Origin of the sequence: Paenibacillus sp. FSL M8-0228, assembly GCF_038007385.1 — a bacterium.
In the GTDB taxonomy this organism is placed as follows: domain Bacteria; phylum Bacillota; class Bacilli; order Paenibacillales; family Paenibacillaceae; genus Paenibacillus; species Paenibacillus polymyxa_D.
The window spans coordinates 485,509-510,163 of record NZ_JBBOXA010000001.1 but is presented as its reverse complement, the minus strand read 5'-3'; the positions used below and the strand labels follow the sequence as shown (position 1 = coordinate 510,163).

Genomic DNA, 24,655 nt, shown 5'->3' with positions numbered 1-24,655 from the left:
TTATTTGTTTTTAACATCTGTTCTTACTACCCCAACATCCGAAGCATTGATTGAAATGGGGTTACCACCTTGCCCTGTTTGAGCTGAAGAAGATTGTCTAACGTCCACCCTAATTCTTTTGCCCTTAAAGCCAGTTCGTCTCCTTTTTCCCAATGCAGTGGCCTCCTTAAGTCTTCATGGCTTCATAAACCTCTCAATATGACCTAACTGTGGAGAGATATGCTATATGCATATGCCGCTGAAGAAAACAGGTCTCGGCGAATATCAGATCATAGAGAAAAGAGGCTATTAGTACCCGAGCTGGCAAGCTCCTCCAAGAAATTGCAACGAACATACTAACAGCAAAAGAGCGGAACCTGCTTTTACAGGCTCAATGTGGCTTTAAAACCATCATTGAGCCTGTAGTGATTAATGATATAGAATCATTGCTTATATCAGCTATCAACAAGCCAGCAGCCTTTCATGACTATCGTTGAACGCTAGCAGATTCGCTTGTAGATGATTGAATATTTTAATCCGTAAAATTTAAAGCGTTTACAAGTTAAGCGGCAGGTTGCCGGTCAGAGACGGCTGCTTGACCGGATCACTTTACAAATTGGCTTAAGCCAATACACCAAGAGCGTATCCAATAATTCCTATTGCGAATAAAGCAAAAATCAGAGCTATAGCATTTACTTTCTTTTTGAGCAGTCTCATGCATAAAAAAGTCAGCAAGAGAGGTAACAGACCAGGTATCAATTGATCCAGAATCATCTGTATCGTCGTAACAACCTCTACTCCATCCGAACGGGTATATCGGGATACTTCGAGTGGTATATTCAGAGTAGTCCATTTGGATACGAGGGCGCCCATAACAAATAGTCCCAGGATGGAGGCCGATTCCGTAAGCTTTTGCAGTCGGTTTCCGGACATGTCGGACACAATCTCCGTCCCTTTTTTGTAGCCGTATTTCAGTCCGTACCACTTAGTGGCCAGGCGAATAACATTAAAAAGCAAGAAAAATAGGACAGGCCCGATAACGCTTCCGGACAACGCAATGGAAGCTCCTAATGCAGCCAGAACGGGGCGTAATGTTCCCCAGAAAATAGGGTCTCCTACTCCAGCCAAAGGTCCCATTAAGCCAACTTTCACACCACTTATGGTAGCATTATCAATCGGCTGGCCATTGGCTTTCTGCTCCTCCATAGCGGCCGTTACCCCCATAATCGGTGCAGAGATAAACGGTTGAGTATTAAAAAACTCCAAATGCCGCTTTAGTGCTTCTTTTTGGTCTTCCTTCTTGCTGTATAACCGCTTGATTGCCGGAATCAAGGTGACACAAAAACCAATCGACTGCATACGCTCAAAGTTAAACGAGCCCAGCAGGAACCATGAACGGAAAAACATTTTGTTTAAATCGCTTTTGGTCAACTTTTTTTCTTCCATAGTACCCCACTCTTTCATTAAGAATTTCTTTAGAGCTCTTCAATTTCACCCACTTGATCTTTGCGCTGGCTATATTTAGGATTGAGCTGGATATACAGCAGAGCCAGAACCGCCCCCATGATTCCAAAGCCAACCAGATTGATGCTTGTAAATGCCGCGATGACAAAGCCCAAGAAAAAGAAAGGCATCAGATATTTGGCTGCCATCATGTTAATAACCATGGCATACCCTACAACGACGATGAATCCCCCAGCAATTTGCAGCCCTTTTGTAATGACCTCCGGGATCGCGTCCAGCAAAGTCGTAACCAGACCGGTTTCTGCTGCAATAGCCACCAATACGGCAGGCAAAGCGACGCGTAATCCCTGAAGAAGGAGGGCTATGAAGTGACATAATTCAATTCCTTTGAAATTTGAAGATTCGGCATATTTATCTGCCAGATGCTGAAAGAACACGGTAATCGTTCTAACAAAGATAGTTAACACTTGTCCGCCAGCCGCAATCGGAATCGCAACGGCAATTCCCGCACCGATCGATTGGTGCCCGACAATAACCAATATGGTTGAGACTACACTGGCCAAAGCCGCATCCGGAGCCATGGACGCTCCGACATTCATCCAGCCCAAAGCCAACAATTCCAGCGTACCGCCTAGAATAATACCGGTTTTGAGATCTCCCAGGACCAGACCGATCAGTGTACACGCAACTATAGGACGATGAGTCTGTCCTTCATCCAAAACACTGCCCATTCCGCAAATGGCTGCAACCAGCGTGACCATTACGATTTCAAAAACACTCATGTTTGACCCCCTCTCTTATGCGTACGTGTTGTTAAAACTGGACATTTTGGAGCTTGTTAATCAAATTAATTTTAGGATCACTGGCCACTTTTCTAATCTCCAGTTCTATCCCCTTTTCGTGCAATTTATAAAATGCCTCTACATCCTGCTTGTCTACGGACACCGCTCCGGTAATTTGTGTTTTGCCTTCTTTGAAGCACATTCCACCTACATTTACCGATGTAAACGGTACCCCACCTTCTACAACCCGCAGTACATCCGTGGGATTGGTAAACAGGAACAAGGTCTTGAAATCGTTATATTTAGGATTGTTATAAGCTTCAATCGCTTTCGCAATCGTGACAACATAAGCTTTAATCCCCGGCGGCGCCACTTGTAACAATAAGGTTTTGCGCAGCGTATCCGCAGCGACCTCATTGCTGACGGCGATAATTTTGTTACACTTCGTTTCCTTCACCCACACAGTAGCCACCTGACCATGAATTAGACGGTCATCAATACGAACAAATGATATTTCCATACCTATAATTCCTCCTCTGTTTGTATGTCCCGGATGACACGAAAAGACTTCATTGAATCCTGACCCGCACGGATGGCCAGATCACTTAGATTCTCCACGTTCTCCAGCCCTCTATTAGTCAGCAGGTCTACGATCATTGGCAGGTTCACCCCTGTTACAATGTCCATTTTTTCATACCTGGCCACAATCCTACTGGCCGCATTATAGGGACTGCCACCAAACAAATCGACGAGAAAAATCAATCCGTCCGTCCAATCAATTGTTTCCAAGGCCGCTTTGTACTTCTCAACAAGTCCGTTAACACTTTCACCTGGTTCAAACGTTACACCCACCACATTTTCCAGATGGCCAAAAATCATTTCCGTGGATCTTAGGATCTCTTCAGAAAATTTTCCATGAGTGCCAACAATAACACCTATCATTTGTTTCACCCCCTCCTTGCATCCTTCGCCTATACTTATATGCAAGTCTCATGCCAAGATTCTGTATGATGCGATTAACTATCAAAAAAAAGACCAAACCCTCGGCTGCTCCGGGAATTTGGCCTTTTCTCACCAACTACTTATTATCCTTATCCGCATGATTAATACACATCCAGCATCGTTTTATACACTTGCGCCACTACTTGGGGATACAGTTATATACTTCGCTTAGGATTTCGCAAATATAATATTTTTCATCATTAGTCAGCTTAATGTTAATACTGGAGGCAAATATATTGCAGGAACGGTTCACCACATCGATTAATCGTTGGTCAAGCAAGGATACATCCTCCTGATACACTAGCCCTTCTCCAATGACCATTCGTTCCAGCGCATGAGCCGTATGAACAGCAAGCTGAACCTTCTTTGCATAATGGAAATCAGCCTCCAGTTCCTGTTCCAGCTGCTCGATAAATTTCATCAAAATCCCCAAAATTTTGTGAGGATTCAAATAAGTCATAAACTCCTTTAGCGTATCCTCACATAGATCTCTTACGATCACGCTTCCGTGTTCATGCATAACAGGCAACTGATTGTTGAGCAACAATTCTCTTAATGCCTGTTCACCGCTTGCCTCGATCAGTTTTTCCAAAGGGATAAACGGTACATTGAGCTCGCTTGGCCGCTTAACCCCAATCACCGCAAGAAGCGTATGCTTGGCCCGTAAATCCTTCACCACTTTATCCAATTCCCTGACCTTTGCCGGTACAACAACTATTTTCTCTTCGGTTAAGTCATAAACAACCTTCTCTACAAACTCCTTTAGCTTGGCGGCGGCACCTTTGCCGGAAGAACAGACCGTCACGATTACCTTATTACTGGTCTTTTCCGCTTTCACTCCAGCATTTCCAGTGTTATATCCACGAAAATCCTTCAAAGATTGATAAATTTCCTCTATATTCATATCAAAAATACTGGCCTTTCGCACAGCCTCCAACACAAGCGGGGTTGAAACCATATCGATAGTCTTCACCTTAATCCCGACACGTTCCATAATGGTTGCTTCAAGATTGAGCAAGGAGCCCATATCAACCAGCAGCAATACGCCTCTGCCATTGTCAATGTCCTTCACTTTTTCCACAATAACTTCCAGGATTTCTCTGGGGCTAACATCCAAAGGCATGTCTACTGCGCAAATATTTGAGCTCCCCAGCAGGCTGTCGACAACGCTAACGACACTGCTTGCCGTACTGTTGCCATGTGCAGCTACGATGATTCCCACATTTCCCTGGTGCTCCTCTTCTACCGATTTCAGAAGAATCGCCACATAGGTGGTCTCGGCATCGGGTACGCTGACTTCAAACTTGGACTCGATCAAATCCTTGATAATGAGTGCCAGTCTGTATTCTTCATCCTGATCATTCATCGGTTCATAGATTTGTTTACTGACATATTTTTTCTCCCGGATTCGCTTTAAAAAAGCACTTAAATGAAGACTGAAGGCATAAACAAACCTGTCGCTGTAATTTCTGTTCAATTCTTTTTGAGCCATCTCTTGCACCTGTTCAGCGAACTCTAGGATATTTCTGCCTACGATCTTAAGGATCCGTTCCCTTCCCCCTTTGATGTTATAAAATCGGTTATAGAAGCTTTTGATGTGAATATTGACATCTGTAGTAATAAACTTATTGATAAAACTGTCGTCGAGTCCTTCTTCTTTGAGCATCCCTATCTTGTCTTCAATCAATTTGTACAAGTTGAACGGCAGTTCAAAAGCGTCTACTTCATCCATTCCTTTGCTGCCTTCAGGAGTAATATACAGCGAGGAGTTGACCATCTCCATTTCGGCAATCTCCTTGCGGTTCTTCCCCATATTAAATAGACCTTCCTTGATATTTCCGGGCAAAATTTTAAAATCAAGTTCAATCTCTTCCTTATTTTCATGTATGCTGTTCAAAAATCCTTTGGCACACACAAGCTGAATGTTCGATTTCAACTGACCGATATTTCCATAGGTTACGCTGCCAATCAGTGCTTTTACAGTTTCCAATTCAACCCTAATAGGCTTGTTCACACGATGGGCTTCGTTTGCAAAGAGATGCTTCAGGATCAAAAACCTCTCTTCAACAGTTCGCTCTTGCAAGGAAGGAATGTTGATCGTAATCGGTATCCGTCTGATAAAGGTTTTCAGCATGGAAGAACCGGGATCTTCGGTCGTAGCGCCGATGAGCAGCACATTCGCTTCCCGCTTGCGCTCCGACTCGCCCAATTTGTTGTAACTGTTCGTGTCCATGAAATAAAATATCATTTCTTGGCCTTCTGGGGGCAGCCGATGAATCTCATCCAAAAACAGAATGCCCCCATCCGCTTTCTCGACCAGTCCCTCTTTCTCCCGATCAGCCCCGGTAAATGCTCCTTTTACATGACCAAAAATGTGGGAAAGTAGCAGCTGAGGGTTATTGTAATAATCAGCGCAGTTAAATACGATAAACGGTGCTTGCTCTGAAAAGCGCTTCATATATTTCCCATAATTATACATCAACCTAGCGAACATTGTTTTCCCAACGCCAGTCTGTCCCACAATCAGCGTATGTAGGCCCTTCGGCGGGTATAATATTGCCGCTTTTCCCTGCTCAACCTGGTTCCTCATACTCCCCATGAAACCAATTAAGGCGTGAAACGGATCCACTTGCTCTCCAGGCAGCAATATTTCATGAATACTGTTGACTTGGATTTGTTTCTCTTTAAGCTGAACCCGAAAGGTCTCCTCGATCACCTGCTTGTGCAAAAACTTGACGGGTCTCCCCTTGATTTTAATAATCAAGTCGGCGCGAAGTAGGCTATTAAGCTCCTTGCTTACATTATTTCTTAACATATTCTGTTGATCGGCTATTTCCGCAGCCGTAATTCCACCGCCGTCCTGCAAGGCCTCTACTGACAGTTTCTTTGTCCCATTGGCAATATACTCTAAGATCTCATCAATTCGTTTCACGGTATTCCCCCATGCTGACTAGTTCTTATTTAATTAGTATATAAAAAAAGAAATAATCCTCTACAAGAAAATAAACTGACAAGTTAATCATTAATCTGATACCCTTTTTATTGAATCTATCCAAAACTCAAATTCAGCCCATTCCATTCACTTCTTTTCCAAGATCAAAGGTTGGCAGTATAATTGCATAAGCTTCACGAATAAGCTGCATAAAAAGTTATTTTTGTTTCCCAGTAAGGAGCTGAGATAAAATGATACGCTACGGATTACAGCAAGAGCAAACATTCAGGCTGGCTATAACTCCAGAATTACGACAAGCCATCACGATTCTTCAATATTCTTCGGTCGATCTAATGTCATATCTTCATGAGCAAGCAAATGAAAATCCGATCATTGACTTGGCAGAGATCGATATGTCCATCGAAAGAATCAACACAGAAGAAGAATATTCGCTACGAAAAAATGATAATCCGGTAGACCTTCTGGACTTTGTCTCTAATCCCGCAGATAATTTATATAGACATCTCAAAGCGCAGCTTGGGATGGTCCGCGGGCTATCCAAACTACAACAGATGATTGGCATGTTTCTAATTGGGAATTTAAATGAAAAAGGCTACCTTGAGCTGGATGTAAATACAGCTGCCGGAATACTTGACGTCCCCACCGATGAGGTTGAAAATATACTTGCCCTGATCCAAGGCTTTGAACCGGCAGGAATCGCTGCCCGCAGTCTGGAGGAATGTCTTCTTTTGCAGCTGCGATATGCCGGGAATGATGATGTTTACCTGGAAGAAATCGTGCGACATCACATGGTCAATCTTTCATGTAACCGCATACAAAAAATCGCGGATGCTCTAGGGATCGACATTCACATGGTACAACAAATGACCGATCAGATACGCAAACTGAATCCTTGTCCGGGAGCGGCATTTGCTCCATATGAACGCCAGTATCATATAGCAGATATCTCAGTGGAGAAATCCAAAAACGACTACGTTGTGACAGTTAATGATATCACAGTCCCACGCGTCGGGATTAATCCTTTTTACCAAAGTATGCTTCGAAAGCCGGCAATGGAGGAAGAGAAACGATTTCTTCGTGAGAAGATGAATACAGCATTATGGCTTATTCATAGCCTTGAGCAGCGCCGCCTGACCCTGATGCGTGTGGCCCAGGCTATTGTTGATAGGCAACGGGAATTTTTTGAGCATGGCGTTTATCATCTGAAATCGATGACCCAAAAGGAGATTGCTGGAATAACCGGCCTGCATGAATCCACGATCAGCCGGGCGGTCAGTAATAAATACATGCAGACGCCCCGTGGATTGTTTGAACTCAAATATTTCTTCACCTCCGCCCTAGGATCGAAAGACGGAGATGCTACTTCATCAGAGAGCGCAAAAATGCGGATAAAGCAGATCATCGACAGTGAAGAGAAGCAAAAACCATTTTCAGATCAGGCAATCACAGAGCTGATGGCAAAGGAAGGACTAGAGCTGTCACGCAGAACGGTAGCCAAATACCGTGAAGAATTGGGGTATTTATCCTCCACCAGGAGAAAAGTGTATTAAAGCTTCAGCAAGCGGTTGTGAAAACTAAAAAGCAGCGCTATCACATTCTCCCGGCTGCCTCCCTCGTAGAATCTCCAATAGAATAGGCCAACCAGTAATCTCTGGTTGGCCTATTCATACGACCTGAGCCAGTACAGCCGTTTACGCAGGTAGCGTCTGTGTTTTCAATTGCACGTACAACTGGTGCGTCACCTGCTGCGGTTCAATACCCAACTCATCTTCCAATATTCTGACGAAGCTTTCATAATGCTTTTGCGCAGCGGTATAATCGCCCAGTTGGGCATAGGCGGTCAGCAGCAGACTGCAGATATCGTCTGAGTACGGCTCCCGCTGCTGTAGGCTGAGCAAGCGCTGAACAGACTGCCGGGTACGACCTGAGCGAAGCTCTTCTCTCGCCAGCTCAGAAGCACATGCCAGATACATACTGCGCAGCTTCTCCCTTTTTGCATACGCCCACGGGTAATCGTGCTCCTCCAGGTAGTTGCCACGGTATAGAGCCAACAGGCTATCAATACGCGGCGTACCGCCGCTACCGGATGCAGCCCATTCGGATATTCCCCGCTCGAATAGCTCTACATCTGTAATCCAGCCATTGCGGTTCAAGCGGTAGCGATCCAGATTGTATTCTAGTTTTGTATCTTGCATCCGTTCTTTCAACGCCTTGCGAATTTGGTAAATGGACGTGTGCAGGTGAACAACAGCCTTGTCCAAATGATATTCAGGCCACAGCGCATCCAGCAATTGTTCTTTGCTCACCCATTCCCCTTCATGGTGTAGTAAAAAGGAAAATAGCTCCTGTGACTTTAACGTGCGCCATTTGAGTGGTTTCGCTCCTACGGCTTCCTGTCCAACCTCCAAAATTTCAAGCTTTTGAAAACAACGTACCTTGGGGGATTGCTCTGCTGCAACTCCCAAGCTGGAGGAACGGGAATCAGCCAGCGTGGCTGCAATCCGATCTATCGTTTTGGATAGCCGCCGGGCATGAACGGGCTTTAACAAGTAATCCAGTGCTTGCAGCTCGAACGCTTCAATAGCATATTCCGAGTACGCGGTCACAAAGACGATATGAATATGGGAATCCAGCTGTTGAATCCACTCGGCGGCCTCCAGACCGTTCATCTCTGGCATTCCGATATCTATAAAAACAATATCCGCACGTTCTGACGCCAGATGATCCAGCCCCGCTTGTGCAGACGTATATTTCCCCATTACCGTTAACCGTCCGTCCGCCTCCAGCAACCGTTCCAAGTAGGTTAATGCCGACCTCTCATCATCAATCAAAATCGCCTTCATTTGTGTCCATGCTCCCTTCCTGCTGCAACCATCCATCATGATGCTCTATCTACATGCTATCTGCTTTATCCTTACGAATTTTAATTTCTTATATTTTATATATCGTATCGTCGCGGGCGTGACATTAGCTTTTCCGACGAATGTACTGTACTTTTTTTATTCATCGGTATTCCGGGGCGAAATCGTTTCCGGCACACGGAAGCTTACCGTCGTCCCTTGCATAGGATTACTTTCAATCCGCAGTCCTTCTCCATACATATGGATAAGACGGCGATGGATATTACGCAGTCCCACGCTGGAAGATATATGATCATCCGACAGCAGTTGTTCCAGTCGCTCCGGTGGAATCCCTACGCCGTCATCGGTCACGCTGACCACAAAATCGGTTCCATCCTCCTGCACAACCACTCGCACGGTTCCACCTGTTGCCCGTTGCATCACACCATGCCGTATCGCATTTTCCACGATGGGTTGAATACTTAACGGCGGGATGAGCGACCGGATGTTCCTCCCTACCTCTACGGTTACCTGCAAACGTTCTTCAAATCGTGCTTTTTCCAGTGCCACATACGATTCTACCAATTCCAGCTCCTTGGATAACGGTACCGTATTCTCCCTGTTCTGAAAATCAAAGCTCCCCCGCAAATACTGGCTTAGCTCCATGAGCAGCTCCGCTGCTTTGTCCGGGTCTACGGCTACGGTCGAAACAATGACATTCAAGGCATTGTACAGAAAATGCGGCTTGATTTGTGCCTGTAAAAAGGCCATTTCAGAACGCACCGCTTCCTCCGCTGAATGGCGCATGTTCAGCAGCGTGCGCACACGTGCCTTTAATTCCTCAGCATCAACAGGCTTACGTAGAAAATCATTCGCTCCGGCCATAAAACCTGCGCGGATATCGCCGGGCAGATCGCGTGCCGTCAGGAGCAACACCGGTAGCTCGGACAGGGAATACCGTTCCCTTATCCGTCGGCACAGCTCAATACCGGACATTTCCGGCATCATCCAGTCCGTAATGACCAGGTCAAATCGGGTACGGCCATTCAGCATGTGAAGTGCCTCCTCGGCATGATCCACAGCCACCACGCTACAACCTGTGGCATATAATAGTTCCTCCAGCACCCGAAGGTTAACCTCGTCGTCATCTACAGCCAGCACTTTGTAAGGGACAGTCTGGACTCGCTCCAGTGCATCCTCTTCATGCGGAATCACATTCTGACCCGACGTCACGCCAGGCTGCAATATAACCGCAGGCGAAACATCTTTTTGAGCTTCATGTCCCAACGTTCCGGTCTGCGCCAAGGGCAGTGTAAAATAAAAGGTCGAACCCTTACCTAATCTAGATTCTACCCGGATATGACCCCCATGCAGTTCCACCAGACGACGGACTATGCCTAATCCAAGCCCTGTCCCACTGTATCCTTCATCCTCAGCATTCGCCCCTCGGTTAAAAGGTTCAAATATATGCGAAAGATGCTCCTGGGCAATACCGGAGCCGGTATCCTTTATACTGATTTCCATTTCACGGGTCCCCGCTTTGGCAGAGATTACGATTTTGCCTTCCTCCGTAAATTTCACCGCATTACCCAACAAATTGTATAAAATCTGAATCAGCCGATCCTCATCCGCATCTACTTTGGGCAACGAACTGGGCCATTCTTTGACGAATTGAAGCTTTTTCTTACCCACCGTATGCCCCAATACCTCCAGCACGGAATTCACAGCTGCCTGTACATTGACAGGCCGACGATTTAAGGCTAATCTGCCATTTTTCAAATTAGAAAAATCCAGAATATCGTTAATTAAATAAGAAAGTCTGCGTCCTACATTCGCAATCAAGGCCAAATTGTGCTTTTGCGGCTCATTGAATTGTGTCCCGTAGCGGTCTAGCATGGATTGAGCGATATTAATAATTCCATGCAGAGGAGTGCGCAGTTCATGTGACGTGTTCGCCAGAAATTCGTTTTTCAACCCATCCAGTGTGAGCAATCGTCGTGACAGGTTCTCAACCTCCATAAACGAATGTACAAAACGTTTGGCCAGCAGCAGCGTTTGAGCCAATACGAATATGAGCATTTCATAGGCTGTCACCCCACGTACATCTCCCCAGCCCAGAATATACACAAAACTAGTCACTACAATCATAAGAATGCTCATAATACTAATGACTAGCAGTGCAGCGTCATCCGTCTGTTGAAGAAGCCCACGAATCAAGATTAGTAACACGTATCCCACACTGACTACACCAAAAAGAAGAATAAACAATTCAAAGGATGAGAGTACCAATGTAGGCAAAAATAGCCCCATACCCAGCATCAGTGCGGTTGTAATATGATAGAAGCGCAGCACGATCCGATTCATAACAATCTGCGTCGAAAGATGAACATAGCGGATCAGAAAATAGTAGAACAGCGTTGACGAGAACGACTGTATTTTCAGTACCCATTCATAAGGTAAATCCGGTATTCCCCAGACTAGCAGCTTTTCTCCATGTGTCAGAATATAAAATAAAGCCGCGATGCAGAAGCATCCTAAGTAAAGTAATGCCTTCTCCTTTTTACGCAAAAGGTATAGCATGATAAAAAATACGGTAGGAATAAAAAATCCTGCGATCAGTACGGTGTCCTCTGCCATTGCAACTTCCCGGCTATGCGTAATACTCTCGTAATCCCCAAATAACAGTGGATAAATAATCCCACCAGAAGAATAGCTATAATTAGCCACATGCACGGTAATATCAGCCGAATGTCCATCTACCGATGCAAACCCAACATAGGGAACATTGCCCTGCTTACCCTTGTCGGCAGAAACAGAGGGAATACCACTCGCTCCGACGTTTTCTCCGTCAATCCATACTTGGCTGGCACTGCGAATGTTTTGCATATAGATGCCGTACAGATTTTCCGCTTTTTCAGGCAACAGCACACGGATATGATAGGTTCCATATCCGGTCGCCTGTCCCTTAGGCATCCACTGATTCCATCTACCTGGCACATCCACAATCTTGGCAGAAGATCTCGTTTCCATCCCCAACTCTGAAGAACTCTGATGACTTTCCCAATCCTTATCTTGTTGCATTTCATGAAAGGATAAAGGTTGCACAAGCTGATTAGGGTAAAATTCCCACTCCCCTCCCAGCTGTACAGGGCCTTCCTTATGAGGGTCCCAATTACGCAAATCAATAATACCGTTATGAGCTTTCCAATGACTGTTTCCGGATAAAACACCCGACACTAACGGATACACTGGTAACGCAACCGCAAGCAGAAGTATAATAAAAAATAAAACACCCTGTTTTTTCATAAATCCTCCGCTCTTTTCAATAACGTCTATCTTTTGTATCGGTTATTCTATTCAGCTACATTAGAAGCGTTGTCCATACAAAAAAGGACGCCCGCCGCAGATAAAATCTGTGCGGAATCGTCCCCTTCAATACGTACTTGTAGTTTCTAGCCTCTCCTATTAAGGAATCATAACGCCATCAATACTACCGCCAGGAATCGAGCTTGAATCGTCTCCACTGTTATCGCTCGGCGGTGTTGCTCCACCGTTGCTGTCACCGCTTCCTGTTCCGTTGCTATCGCTCGGCGGTGTTGCTCCACTGCTGCTGTCGCCGCTTCCTGTCCCGTTGCTATCGCTCGGCGGTGTTGCTCCGCTGCTACTGTCGCCGCTTCCTGTACCGTTGCTATCGCTCGGCGGTGTTGCTCCGCTGCTACTGTCGCCGCTTCCTGTTCCGTTGCTATCGCTCGGCGGTGTTGCTCCACTGCTGCTGTCGCTGCTTCCTGTTCCGTCGCTATCGCTCGGCGGCGTTGGTCGACCGTTACTGTCACTGCTTCCTGTTCCGCTGTTTTGTTGCTGGCTGGCTACAAAATCTTTATACTCCTGAATCGCATCTTCCAGATCCATGTAATTTTTCTTAAGTTCTGGCATAGGCAAATACTGGTCCAAACGATTGAATGCATCCACTACTCTGTGAAAGTAGACCGTCGTAGGATCTGTACCATTTACTGTAAGCAGATTGTTCGCAATGTTCTTAAGCTCATTGATATCAAGATCAGTTACGATCCATTTGAATTGGTAGTTCGCAAACGCTGTAATCAGATCCGTATTAGCTTGGTCTACCTGTACCTGTGTGCTATCCGGATTATTAAGCACAAGGTTTGCCAGATTAATCTGCCCTTGAAGTTCTTCGTTATCTTGTTCCGTATAATGACGGCCGAACGTCAAAATTTCATTATTGGCCAAATTGATATTGTGATTCAACAACGTAGTATCCACCGTTATAGGTGCAGCATACTGGCTCTGTACTTGTTGCAGCTCCTCATATACAGGAACAACGTCTTGTAATTCAAAGCTGGACAAGCCTAAGAAAGTAGAGGCATGCTCTGAAGCAGAAGACAAGGCTTGCTGAGCCTCAGCGCTTAATGCGCCTGAATTTTGCAGCAAAATTACATTGATCGAAGTCTGCATTTCAATGACTTTGTCTCTCAATTGTAGTCTTTTCTCGTTATATTTTTCAAGATAGGTCCCTTTAGCCTGACTTAATTGATTATAAGAGATGACCAATTGCTCCTCAGGAGTAAATGGCATAATGAGTGCAAAGTTGGCTTGTCCTGTTTGTTGCTCTAAAGACAGCATTTCCGTATTCAAGTAATTACGAGCCACAGGGTTAGACAGCAGTTTTAGTTGAATATCTTGAACCAGCTGCTGCAGTTTTTCCCGAGTTGTAGCAGGCAATGGCACAGTGAACTCCGTAAGCCTTTGACTCAGCTCCATGTTCAAGTTCAATACGTCCTGCTGGGTCATAGCAGTGTGCATCTTCTCTGTATATTCCTGAATCAAGTTATCTAGTTCAGCATTTTGAGAACCATTCTGATCGTAGATAACCTGCGCTTCTTGTAAAGTATTCTTAAGCACCGAGAAGTCCGCTGCTTGCAGTGCCAAGAATGATTCTGTAGCAAGATCTATTTTTTGTGTCCATTCTTCCAACTGCTCAGTTGTAGCCAATGGATTCACATATACATTTGATCCTTCTCTTACTAAGGACTTGTAACGCGCTTTATCTGTTTTCAAATTATCCACACGATCCGTTACATCGACAAAATGCAGATAGGCATCTCTGAGTTTTACTGATGCTTTGTATACCTTTATTACTCGACGCAAGCTTTCTGCTTCCCGATCCACAATATTTTGAGGCGCATTTCCTTCCAACACATTGTTGCCAAATTGAATCGCTTGACTTAGTGAGTCGTCCCAAAGAGGTGGAAATTCATCACCAACCATTCGGTTTTGTTCAAGGGTAGTCGAAGCTAACTGAACCAGTCTAGTTAATTCCTGTGTTCCAATCACCGGCTCTGTGGCTGAGGTTGTGTACACAGAAACATCCTGTTTCAATGTGCTGAGCGCTTGATCTACTTCTGCCTGTGTAGCTGCCGTATTGTTCAGTACCAGCATAGCCTGATTGATTGCTATGGACAGGTTTTCCTTCGCTGCGACCGTGTAAAGCGCCTGATCCAGTCCACCCTCACCTGCACGCTCCAACAGTTCTTTGGCTGCATGGACTTCCGTCTCCAACTGACTGCGGTCTATACTGACGATATCACTGTCACGTTTTTTCTTATCTTTGCTATCTGTGTCCGTGACAACCGATCCAACAGAGGATGAGTTCTTCGTACCATTTACGAGACTAACAGCTTCCTTCATCGCATTATAGTTAACAATAACATCCTGCGGCTGTTTTTGTTCCGGCAGATTGAGCTGGTTGATTGCAGCCCCCTTGGCCAGTGTGATAAAAGGAACACCCACATATTGTGATGCATCCAGCAAACCAATACTTCCGCTCACCAACAGCTTGCCTAGTCCCTGTTGCAATGAAACACGACTAATCGCGGCATCCCCCTCGGTCCCGATCGATGCATCATTTTTCAGCGTAAGGTTGTCAATCTTTGTCGTCCCGGTTGCAGTCAGTTTGGCATCCTTGGAGCCCAGTTCTACACCGGACCATGTCGTATTTTCCAAAATGGCCGATACAGGCTGGGTCCCTGAGCCTTTGATTTCTAATACGCCTGTGGAGGACATGTTTTTCAAGGTTACCGAACCATTGACGATCAGGCGTCCATCAAAAGACACACCCTTACCGTCAAATACACCACCGTCTGCGTTAATTTCCAGCTTATTTACACCTGTGAGTGTACGCAAATTACGGTTAAGATCGATTTTTGCCCCTTTTAATACAGCTTTGTTATTTTCACCAAACAAGCCTTGCAAAGATCCTTCCAACTGGTACGGGATATTTCCGATTCGAACGGTATTGCCCTCTGATTTCACTTCTCCTACCGGATGATCCAGCAGGCTGACGAATACTTCTGCACCACTCTCCCGGTTCAATGGATTTTTCAAATCCGTTGCAGAAGCATCCTCTGTTAACAGACCGTAAGAGCGGGCAACCTGAACTGCATTTTGCTGTGCATCCGCAGTACTTGTATCCTGCAAGTGCATTGCACGTACGAGCGAAACAATCAGTTCTTCCTTGGTAATGGCATCCCCCGGACGGAAGAGTTCTCCGTTACCTGTCATATACCCGGCTGCACGTACGGCCTCAATATAGGGAGCGCCCCATGCATCGGACGATACATCCATAAAAGAAGTCTGCGGCTGATTGTTAACTTCCAACTGGAACAGACCGCACAAAATTTTGGCCGCTTCAGCGCGGGTCAAATTCTTTTGTGCCATAAAATCGCCCTGATTCCCACCTGTCATCAAACCCAAAGTACGAGCTTGTGCTACAAATCCAGTTTCACTTTGTGTATCTGCTGTCGCTGCATAAGCAGTCTGAGCGCCCCCCAGCCAAGGCAAAGATACGATGGAGCCTGAAGCAATCCCCAATACCATCGCAGATGCAATCCATTTATTTCGATTTATAAGTTTCAACATTTCCACTCCTAGACGCTATTTATTGGCATATATCCTGTTTTATCAAAGTCTTTAGTCATGTTTAGTTCTACGGATTATGCAACCAAGGAACTATGCTAAGAGAATTATACGAAACCCCACTGAACCGATTCTGAACAATTAGTCCTATATGAAGGCATCACGCAACAAAATCGCTTGACTTGGAGTGAACTCCAAATGTAATAATATCCGGTGTAAGTAGCTGGAGTAGAACATTTGAAGAAAACAATATCTAGGAAAGAGATGTATAATCAAATGGACTATATGAAACTTGGAAATACCGGCTTGGATGTATCCCGGCTTTGTCTTGGGTGTATGGGCTTTGGGGTTGCAGAACGATGGATTCATCCATGGATATTAGATGAAGAGCGCAGTCGTCCCATTATAAAAAAGGCCCTGGAGCTAGGCATCAATTTTTTTGATACCGCGAATGTATATTCAGACGGAACTAGCGAAGAAATCGTCGGACGGGCTTTAAAAGATTTTGCGAATCGAGATGAAATTGTCCTTGCAACGAAGGTTCATTTCCGTATGCATCAAGGCCCCAATGGTGCGGGACTTTCTCGAAAGGCTATTATGAGTGAAATCGATAAGAGCCTTAAGCGACTGGGGACAGATTATGTGGATCTGTACCAAATTCATCGCTGGGATTACACTACCCCTATTGAAGAGGCGATGGAAGCATTACATGATGTGGTGAAGGCTGGGAAGGCAAGATATATCGGAGCTTCTGCCATGTACGCATGGCAGTTTCTAAAGGCTTTGCATATAGCTGAGAAGAATGGATGGACCCGGTTTGTATCGATGCAAAATCATTTAAACCTCTTATATCGTGAAGAGGAGAGAGAGATGCTGCCGCTTTGTAAGGAAGAAAAAATCGGTGTGATTCCATACAGCCCACTTGCAGGTGGAAGATTGACGCGTGATGCGCAGGAAACAACACATCGTTCCGAAACCGATCAAGTGGCAAAATCTAAATACGATGCGACTGCAGATACCGATCGATTGATCGTGGAGCAGGTTGCGGCCATCGCAGAAAAACGCGGAGTTCCCCGCGTTCAAATCGCACTTGCCTGGTTGCTACAGAAAGAACCGGTAACAGCTCCGATTATCGGTGCTACGAAAACGTCTCATCTTGAAGATGCAGTAGCTGCTCTTTCGATTACGTTAACACCTGAAGAAATCGCATTGCTGGAAGAGCCTTATGTTCCTCATCCGGTAGTTGGCGCCCAGTAAATATGGATGAAATGACAGTTTCGAAATAAGAAACGACAAGAACGCCCTATCTATTTACATAGGGCGTTTCTTGATCAGAAATCAGGAGGTGAAGTCTGCATGTTGATCGCAGAAGTAAGCAAAAAATTCGAACTATCTCAGGATACACTCCGCTATTATGAACGCATCGGACTTATTCCGCGTGTGAACCGTAATAAAAGTGGCATCAGAGATTACACGGAAGAAGATTGCAGATGGGTTGAATATATTAAATGTATGCGAGAAAAGAACTCCTAATAGAGCAGCGCAAGCAGCTCATTGCAAAAATGAAAGATATGAACAACGTATTGGAACGCATGGATTATAAAATTACAAGCTATGAACAGACAATAGGTGAAAAAAAACATCTAATTTAACCCCTGCGTGCTTTACGGGACAATAGGTTCCCCAAGGACTGAACACCTTGTACAAACAAGACTAGAATGATGACGGTAATCAGCATAACCAGCGTATCAAAACGTTGATAGCCATATGCGATCGCCAGATCGCCAATTCCGCCTCCGCCGACCGCACCAGCCATAGCAGTAGCACCAATCAGACCAATGGCTGCTGTCGTTAACGACAAAATCAGAGAACTGAATGCCTCAGGAAGCAAAAAGTATCGAATGACCTGGAACGGGGTCGCCCCCATCGCATCTGCTGCCTCCAATATCCCCGGATTCACCTCCAACAGCGAGTTTTCGACCAGCCTTCCGATATATGGCGCAATATATATAATCAAGGGGACAATTGCCGCGCTGGTCCCAATGGATGTATGCACAATCAGACGGGTTAACGGAATGATCGCAATCAGTAAGATAATAAACGGTAAGGAACGAACAATGTTAATGATCGGATTCAAAATATTGTGCAGCCATTTGTTCTCCAGAATTCCGCCCGGGCGTGTGATGACGAGTAAAATACCGATAGGGATACCGATCAGGGCGCCAATGAATAAGGATATGCTGACCATGAGCACGGATTCATACAAAGCTTCCCACAGTTGATCCCAGGTTATCGTGGTTCCTGTAATCATCATAGACTCTCTACCTCCTGAATATGGACTCCTTTGCTCTTGATAAAATCAACAGCCTGCTGAATGGAATGCTGTCCACCACGCAGTTGGATTGTCATATAGCCAATCGTCGTTTCTTGAATCTCCGTCATGTTGGCAAACAAAATGTTCACATGGATATCATGCTGCCGAATTAATTCATGAACTACCGGATCAGAAGCAACCTGTCCTATAAATTCCAGCTTGTAAATCCGCTGTGATTCTTGCTGTTCGAACGTTTGTAGCACACTCTCGGGTACTGCATCGTGAATGACCGTGCGTACAAAGCTCTGCGTCGTCGGGTGCTGCGGCTGTCCGAATACCTCCAGGACATTGCCCTGCTCGATGATTTCCCCTTTTTCCATTACGGCAACCTTGTTGCAAATTCGCTGAATCACCGACATCTCATGGGTAATGATCAATATGGTGATCTTGTATTCCTTGTTGATTTTGCGAAGCAAGTCGAGAATAGACTGTGTGGTCTGCGGATCAAGTGCCGAGGTCGCCTCATCACAGAGCAAAATGGATGGGTTGCTCGCAAGCGCCCGTGCAATCCCGACACGTTGCTTTTGTCCGCCGGAAAGCTCGTTGGGATAGCTGTCCGCCTTGTCCGACAATCCTATGAACGCCAAAAGCTCTTTCACACGCCCCTCTATTTCGCGTTTGTTGCGCTTAAGCAGCACCAACGGAATTGCAATGTTGTCGAACACCGTTTTTGATTCCAGCAGATTAAAATGCTGAAAAATCATTCCAATCTTCTTCCTTACCTTCCGCAGTCCAGAGGTAGAATAGGTATTTAACTGCTCCCCTTCAACAAGAACCTCTCCGCTGGTTACTTTCTCAAGACGATTGACCAAACGGATTAGCGTACTTTTCCCTGCGCCACTGAATCCGATAAATCCGAAGATGTCCCCTTTATCCACTTTGATATTTATATTTTTTAACGCTTCAATACTTAGGCCTTTTCTCACGTAGGTTTTAGATACATTCCTAAGTTCAATCATGAGTCCTAACTCCTTCCGTTCTTACAAGTATGTAAGATATTCTGAGCTGATGCTTTTCTTCGGCATAAACGATCGAATTAAATCCGAGTATTCTAGTGAGTTTTATAAAGTATACTACTTCGATTTAATATTCATGTCAATATGAGTTTTACATTCGGTCAAAGCATGTCCTTGCATAAATCAGTACGATATTGCAGATGGTATGAAATATGTCGAAGCATACACACCTTACCCGAACGGGACGAAAGCGGAGGAACATAGATGAAGCGAATATTTACCTTGTGGCTATGCATTGCAGTAACGGGTATGTTGGCAGTTACGGCGGAACCCGCATGGGCTACTCAGACTGTTGACGGACAGCCTTATCATTTTGGGTTTAAAAAAAGTAAAGGAGGGGAGCTGCCTTCCATCGCACAAGAAGGCTTTATGCACCTGATCGAAAGACAAGGTGGCATCTTTCTGGGGGATACGACTAAAAAAGAATTATTTCTCACTTTCGACAACGGCTATGAGAATGGGTATACTCCGAAAGTGCTGGATGTATTGAAGGCCAAAAAGGTTCCGGCCGCCTTCTTTGTGACGGGGCATTTTGTAAAAGACCAGCCAGCTTTGATGCGACGCATGGCGAGTGAGGGCCATATTATCGGCAACCATTCATGGAGCCATCCTGATATGAGCACCATTTCTTCGGCAGAGATCCGGTCTGAGCTGGATCGGGTACGAAATGCATCGGCAGAGCTAACCGGGCAAAAAGAAATGAAATATGTCCGGCCGCCTCGCGGTATTTTTAGTGAAAAAGCATTGGCTTCCTGTCGAGAAGCCGGATATACGAGCGTATTCTGGTCTGTGGCTTACAAGGACTGGGACACAAAAATTCAGCAAGGAACGGACTATGCCTATCGTCAAGTCATGAAGCAGCTCCACCCTGGAGCGGTCATTTTGCTCCATTCCGTATCCAAGGATAATGCCGAGGCGCTTGCTTCTATCATCGACGAGGCTCGCAAGCAAGGGTATGAGTTTAAAAGTCTAGACGACCTTAAGGTGAAACATTATCACTAAAAAGTAACTACATTTAATGAGACCATATCATAATGAGCCCGATCCACACCTGCCCATGGTAGCCAGTGTGGATTGGGCTTTTTAGTTTACTCCAAGGAAGGGAAGGCTCTATGGGCCTTCCCTTCTTTTACCATTCTAAAGATAGCAAAGCCTAATGCATGGTTAGCTTATACACTCTGGCTTCATAAGGCCGCAGCTTCAAGGCATGCAGTTGTTCCCCTTGTACCGGTTCGTAGTTGGAGAGAAGTAGTTCCGCCTTGGCGGCAGGAAGCTCCTCACCTTCGGGCCAGTGGAACACCGGATCACGGTCAAAGAAATTCAAAATGACCAGCAAACGCTCTTTTCCCAACATACGAGTGAATACATACAGCTCTGTATCCAGTGGCAACAGAAGCTTGTATTCGCCATAGACTATGACCTCATGTTGTTTGCGCAGAGCAATCAACTTACGATAATAGTGGAAAATCGAGCCTGGATTATTTCTTTCAGCCTCTGCATTAATGTGTGTGTAGTTATCGTTAATCTTCATCCACGGCTCTCCATCGGTAAATCCGGCCGCAGGACCAGCATCCCACTGCATCGGAGTGCGTGCATTATCCCGGCTTTTTCGCCAGATTGCCGCCATAATCTGCTCCTCCGGCTCACCAATCTTTCGTTGCTGCTCATAATAGTTTAACGTTTCCACATCCCGATAATCATCAATCGACGGGAATGCAATATTCGTCATCCCAATTTCCTCACCCTGATAAATATAAGGCGTACCCTCAAGCATATGTGTGAAGGTTGCCAGCATTTTGGCGGATTCCACACGATATTGTCCATCATTCGCAAATCTGGAGAGAGCCCGAGGTTGATCATGATTGTTGAGATAATTGGCATTCCATCCTTCCTGATGAAGCACTGTCTGCCAACTGCTCATTATTTTTTTCAGCTCCACCAGCGTCCATGGCTTGGATTTCCATTTTTCCGTCCCTAGCCCTTGTGCATCAATAAACATGTGTTCAAACTGGAAGACCATATTCAATTCATGCCGCTGGTCTCCCACATAATCAAGCGCCTGTTCCGGTCCTAAGCCAGACGTTTCGCCAACTGTCATTAAGGGATAACATTCCAGCACCTTTTCATTCAGCATCCGTAGAAGCACATGTACCTGTTCCAGATTGGAAAAGAGCTGATAAGCCCGTACCAAGGTTTGTTTGTCGGGATTATCGGCATCCGGCAGCCCTTCGGCTTTGACAATATGGGCAATAGCGTCAAAACGGAAGCCATCGACTCCCTTTTTCAGCCACCATTCCACCATGCGGTAGAGCTCGCCCACCATCTCTTCATTTTCCCAGTTCAGATCCGGCTGATGCTCGGAATATAGATGCATGTAATATTCGTCTGTAAGCTTGTCATATTTCCACACTGAGCCAGAAAAATACGATTCCCAGTTGTTCGGATATCCGCCATTTTTGCCTGTTCGCCATATGTAGTAGTCCCGCTTCGGATTATCCTTGGACGAGCGTGACTCCGTAAACCACGGATGCTCATCCGATGTATGGTTTAATACCAAATCCATCATGATTTTGATACCTCGTTCATGCGCCTGGTGAAGCAGTTCGTCAAAATCCTCCATTGTTCCAAACTCATCCATAATGGCATAATAATCGCTAATATCATATCCATTATCGTGATTGGGCGATTTATATACCGGACAAATCCAGATAACATCAATACCCAGTTCACACAAATAATCCAACCTGGACAAAATGCCTCGCAAGTCCCCTTTACCGTCTCCGTCAGAATCCTGAAAACTGATCGGGTAAATCTGATATACAACGGCTTCCTTCCACCATATTTTTTTAGGCATGTTTCCCTCCTGTAGCTTCTCTGTACATCCAATAGCTTATGCTCTTAACATACACGCAATACCTGGCTGCGAATCGTTGGTGATTGGGAACAAGAGTCTTGTAAGCTTGCTTCGATGCATTAGCAGAACCGCTATAATCTGCGGAGGTTTATTTTAAAAAAATATTTTGTAAAACAGGTTGTATAAATGGATCTGGCGTTACCTATATTTATGAACTGCCCATATACATGTACCCAAAGCGGTGCCACTTTTGAATAAAAGGAGGAATTTACATGAACCATCGATCCAAGGAGCCAAAGGATCTGATTGTGGAAACTGCCGTGATCCCGCCCAACATCCATGTGGATGTGGAGTCAGCCACTGAGGGCGGAACACGCCGCCTGATGCTTAGCGATAACCCGGAGACGCTTACCCATGTGACGGTACCTACCGAGCAAGCCACCCTGTGGCATGACATGGTTCGCTCGACAACCCGAACAGTCAAACATCGCATTTTCGGCTGGCATTATAACAAAATCGACAGCCCTGTTAAACTGGGCATCACTGTAGAGAACAGGAGCGCTGCTAAACTGGAAGTACGCCATATTGAACGCGCTCTTAAGATTGTGCCTGAGGACGGCAACTGGATTATTGATGTCGGGCAGTCTATTGCCAAAAGCTGTTTGGCGGGTACGATGGAACGTGTGAGGCCAGCAGACCGTCATAAATTCGGCAAAGGCACCGCTCTGCTGGAGGAATTTGAGCTGCCCGAGGGATCGCTGGCCGGATTCATCTATGACCTTACCGTAGAATTTGCTGAAGGCCACGGTACGCTGGATTATGTGATTCGCACCGTGATCAGCAAGGACACGCAGACCGATCTGCGCCAGATTCATATGGATGCGCTTCCTCCCGTACCTCCACCACAGGCGCATCCACGAGGGGTGTGGTCCTTTTCCGAAACGAATGCGCGGATGCCAGAGTACGTGGTGGGACAGAGCGCAAACTATCGGGCGTGTGCCACCAAAAAGCTAAACGGTGAGGCTCCTGCCGATCTGCTGTTTACCGGGGCACGCAGCGAGCTGGGGCCTGCGCTAGATAATCGCGGACAATTCGGAACCATATACAACGCGACCATTCCCATCGTTAACGACAGTGACGAGGTACGTATCGTAAGAATCTACGCGAATCCACGTGGGGGCGCGTTCGCCGGGGCTGTACGCGTGAATGATCGTGTATATGGTATCCCTTTGCTACGAGATAATACCAAGGTATGCCGATTGGCTGATATCAGCGTTCCCCCCGGCAGATCCAGCTATTCTCTCAGCTTCATGGTTGCAGGTAGCGCAACTACGCCGCTAGGTCTGTACGTCATTACACTATAGCTGTGCTCACGATGACTGGATGAGCGAACGTGGGGCCAAAATGTTACGGGATATGGTCTCCTCTATAGTAAATGGAGCTGTCCCAAAGTGGTTTTAAACTTTATTGGACAGTCACGCTTCATCATTAGTATAAAAAAGCGCGAGTGCAAGGGTTATTCCCCCCTGTAGCTCGCGCTTTGGTTCATGCTCACCCATTTGAGCAGGTTATGGTCAAGCGAAGGCACGAGCCCTCTCGCCGCCATACCCGGCATCGGCGATGACCATACCCGGTCACCCGGTTTGTGTCAGAATAAATATCGCTCTATTTGAACCGCTGGACCTGCCTCGAAGGCATAATGGTCAACTCTGGAATATTGACATGCTCGGGCTGCTCTAGTGCATAAAGGGCAGCTTCTGCAACATCATCGGGATGCAGCGGCAAAACGCTCGAAGCAAACGCCCGAATTTCCTGCTCGGGATATCCGGCCACCTGCGAAAACTCCGTCGCCACCGCCCCGGGGTGAATCGCAGTTACACGAATTCCTTGCGTACTGGTCTCCAAACGCAATGCAGAGGCTATGGCGCTAACGCCGTACTTGGTAGCGCTGTATAGTCCTCCTCCGGCAACCACTTCCTTCGCTGCAATAGAGGAGACAATGACAACATCCCCCTTGGCCTGTTCCCTCATTGGCTGAAGTCCGTACTTCAGTGTCAGGACAAGACCGTGCACATTCGTCTTGTAAAGCTCCTCCCAGCGTTCCAGTTCCACCTCTGCCAGCGGACTTCGATACCCGAAGCCGGCATTGGCAACGATAATGTCAAGCCGCCCCCAGCGTTCAAGAATGGCGTGGACCGCCTGCTGTATGTCTTCAGCCTTTTGGATATCGGCAGGTATTGCCATGACCTCATACAATTCCTCTTGGTGCAAGTCGCGAACCAATTCATCCAATCGCTCCTGACGGCGCGCCAATACAGCTACATACGCGCCACGCTTTGCCAGTTTTTTTGCAATCGATGCCCCAATGCCGCTGCTTGCGCCTGTTACCAAAGCTACTTTCCCGGCCAGGCTTTCCTTCGCTGTCCAGGATAATTTCAACTCATCCAATATCATGTTA

At 46.0% G+C, this 24,655-nt stretch carries 17 protein-coding genes and 1 pseudogene; 5 read left to right on the top strand and 13 right to left on the bottom strand.

Features of this window, described 5'->3' with window-relative positions:
- The 6 genes from MKY98_RS02255 to MKY98_RS02230 form a co-directional block, all read right to left on the bottom strand.
- Positions 1-153, bottom strand: a complete 153-nt coding sequence (locus tag MKY98_RS02255; protein ID WP_176715694.1) for a hypothetical protein — start codon at positions 151-153, stop codon at positions 1-3.
- A gap of 447 nt (positions 154-600) precedes the next feature.
- Entirely contained in the window at positions 601-1,443 is an 843-nt protein-coding gene (manZ, locus tag MKY98_RS02250; protein ID WP_275041127.1) for a PTS mannose transporter subunit IID, read from the bottom strand.
- Between the two features lie 11 nt (positions 1,444-1,454).
- A complete protein-coding gene (locus tag MKY98_RS02245; RefSeq protein ID WP_013369101.1) occupies positions 1,455-2,225 on the bottom strand; it encodes a PTS mannose/fructose/sorbose transporter subunit IIC in 771 nt (256 codons plus the stop codon).
- A 31-nt stretch (positions 2,226-2,256) separates the two neighbouring features.
- Positions 2,257-2,745, bottom strand: coding sequence for a mannose/fructose/sorbose PTS transporter subunit IIB (locus tag MKY98_RS02240; protein WP_013369100.1), 489 nt, complete (start codon positions 2,743-2,745; stop codon positions 2,257-2,259).
- Between the two features lie 2 nt (positions 2,746-2,747).
- Complete coding sequence (locus tag MKY98_RS02235) at positions 2,748-3,167, bottom strand: PTS sugar transporter subunit IIA (protein WP_013369099.1); 420 nt, start codon at positions 3,165-3,167, stop codon at positions 2,748-2,750.
- A 199-nt stretch (positions 3,168-3,366) separates the two neighbouring features.
- Positions 3,367-6,159 (bottom strand): sigma-54-dependent transcriptional regulator, encoded by a 2,793-nt coding sequence (locus MKY98_RS02230; RefSeq protein ID WP_069010772.1) that lies wholly within the window; start codon positions 6,157-6,159, stop codon positions 3,367-3,369.
- Between the two features lie 251 nt (positions 6,160-6,410).
- On the opposite strand from MKY98_RS02230, the gene rpoN reads away from it, so the two are divergent.
- Positions 6,411-7,730, top strand: a complete 1,320-nt coding sequence (rpoN, locus tag MKY98_RS02225) for an RNA polymerase factor sigma-54 (RefSeq protein ID WP_069010771.1) — start codon at positions 6,411-6,413, stop codon at positions 7,728-7,730.
- 141 nt (positions 7,731-7,871) lie between these two features.
- Here rpoN and MKY98_RS02220 read toward each other — a convergent pair whose 3' ends face one another.
- The 3 genes from MKY98_RS02220 to MKY98_RS02210 form a co-directional block, all read right to left on the bottom strand.
- Positions 7,872-9,023: a response regulator gene (locus MKY98_RS02220; RefSeq protein WP_069010770.1), complete on the bottom strand. Its 1,152-nt coding sequence runs from the start codon at positions 9,021-9,023 to the stop codon at positions 7,872-7,874.
- 156 nt (positions 9,024-9,179) lie between these two features.
- Complete coding sequence (locus tag MKY98_RS02215) at positions 9,180-12,326, bottom strand: ATP-binding protein (protein WP_069010769.1); 3,147 nt, start codon at positions 12,324-12,326, stop codon at positions 9,180-9,182.
- Between the two features lie 159 nt (positions 12,327-12,485).
- The gene (locus MKY98_RS02210) at positions 12,486-15,956 is read right to left on the bottom strand and encodes an S-layer homology domain-containing protein (RefSeq protein WP_208332431.1); all 3,471 of its coding nucleotides are present in this window, start codon (positions 15,954-15,956) and stop codon (positions 12,486-12,488) included.
- Positions 15,957-16,229: 273 nt separating this feature from the next.
- Here MKY98_RS02210 and MKY98_RS02205 point away from each other — a divergent pair, with 273 nt between their 5' ends.
- Both MKY98_RS02205 and MKY98_RS02200 read left to right on the top strand, forming a co-directional pair.
- Positions 16,230-17,210 (top strand): aldo/keto reductase, encoded by a 981-nt coding sequence (locus MKY98_RS02205; RefSeq protein WP_069010767.1) that lies wholly within the window; start codon positions 16,230-16,232, stop codon positions 17,208-17,210.
- A 99-nt stretch (positions 17,211-17,309) separates the two neighbouring features.
- A pseudogene (locus tag MKY98_RS02200) lies at positions 17,310-17,605 on the top strand (MerR family transcriptional regulator).
- Here the strand turns inward: MKY98_RS02200 and MKY98_RS02195 are convergent.
- Positions 17,602-18,267 (bottom strand): methionine ABC transporter permease, encoded by a 666-nt coding sequence (locus MKY98_RS02195; RefSeq protein WP_029514704.1) that lies wholly within the window; start codon positions 18,265-18,267, stop codon positions 17,602-17,604. The pseudogene MKY98_RS02200 and the gene MKY98_RS02195 sit on opposite strands and share 4 nt — an antisense overlap.
- A complete protein-coding gene (locus tag MKY98_RS02190) occupies positions 18,264-19,286 on the bottom strand; it encodes a methionine ABC transporter ATP-binding protein (RefSeq protein ID WP_069010766.1) in 1,023 nt (340 codons plus the stop codon). The genes MKY98_RS02195 and MKY98_RS02190 overlap by 4 nt, the downstream gene beginning before the upstream one ends.
- Before the next feature lie 261 nt (positions 19,287-19,547).
- On the opposite strand from MKY98_RS02190, the gene pdaA reads away from it, so the two are divergent.
- Positions 19,548-20,345 (top strand): delta-lactam-biosynthetic de-N-acetylase, encoded by a 798-nt coding sequence (gene pdaA, locus MKY98_RS02185; RefSeq protein ID WP_069010765.1) that lies wholly within the window; start codon positions 19,548-19,550, stop codon positions 20,343-20,345.
- 151 nt (positions 20,346-20,496) lie between these two features.
- Here the strand turns inward: pdaA and MKY98_RS02180 are convergent, their stop codons facing one another.
- Positions 20,497-22,197, bottom strand: a complete 1,701-nt coding sequence (locus MKY98_RS02180; RefSeq protein ID WP_069010764.1) for a glycoside hydrolase family 13 protein — start codon at positions 22,195-22,197, stop codon at positions 20,497-20,499.
- Positions 22,198-22,469: 272 nt separating this feature from the next.
- Here MKY98_RS02180 and MKY98_RS02175 point away from each other — a divergent pair, with 272 nt between their 5' ends.
- On the top strand, positions 22,470-23,561 hold the full coding sequence (locus MKY98_RS02175; RefSeq protein WP_069010763.1) for a hypothetical protein: 1,092 nt from the start codon (positions 22,470-22,472) through the stop codon (positions 23,559-23,561).
- 301 nt (positions 23,562-23,862) lie between these two features.
- Here MKY98_RS02175 and MKY98_RS02170 read toward each other — a convergent pair whose 3' ends face one another.
- Complete coding sequence (locus tag MKY98_RS02170) at positions 23,863-24,651, bottom strand: SDR family oxidoreductase (RefSeq protein WP_069010762.1); 789 nt, start codon at positions 24,649-24,651, stop codon at positions 23,863-23,865.
- Positions 24,652-24,655: the final 4 nt, after the last annotated feature.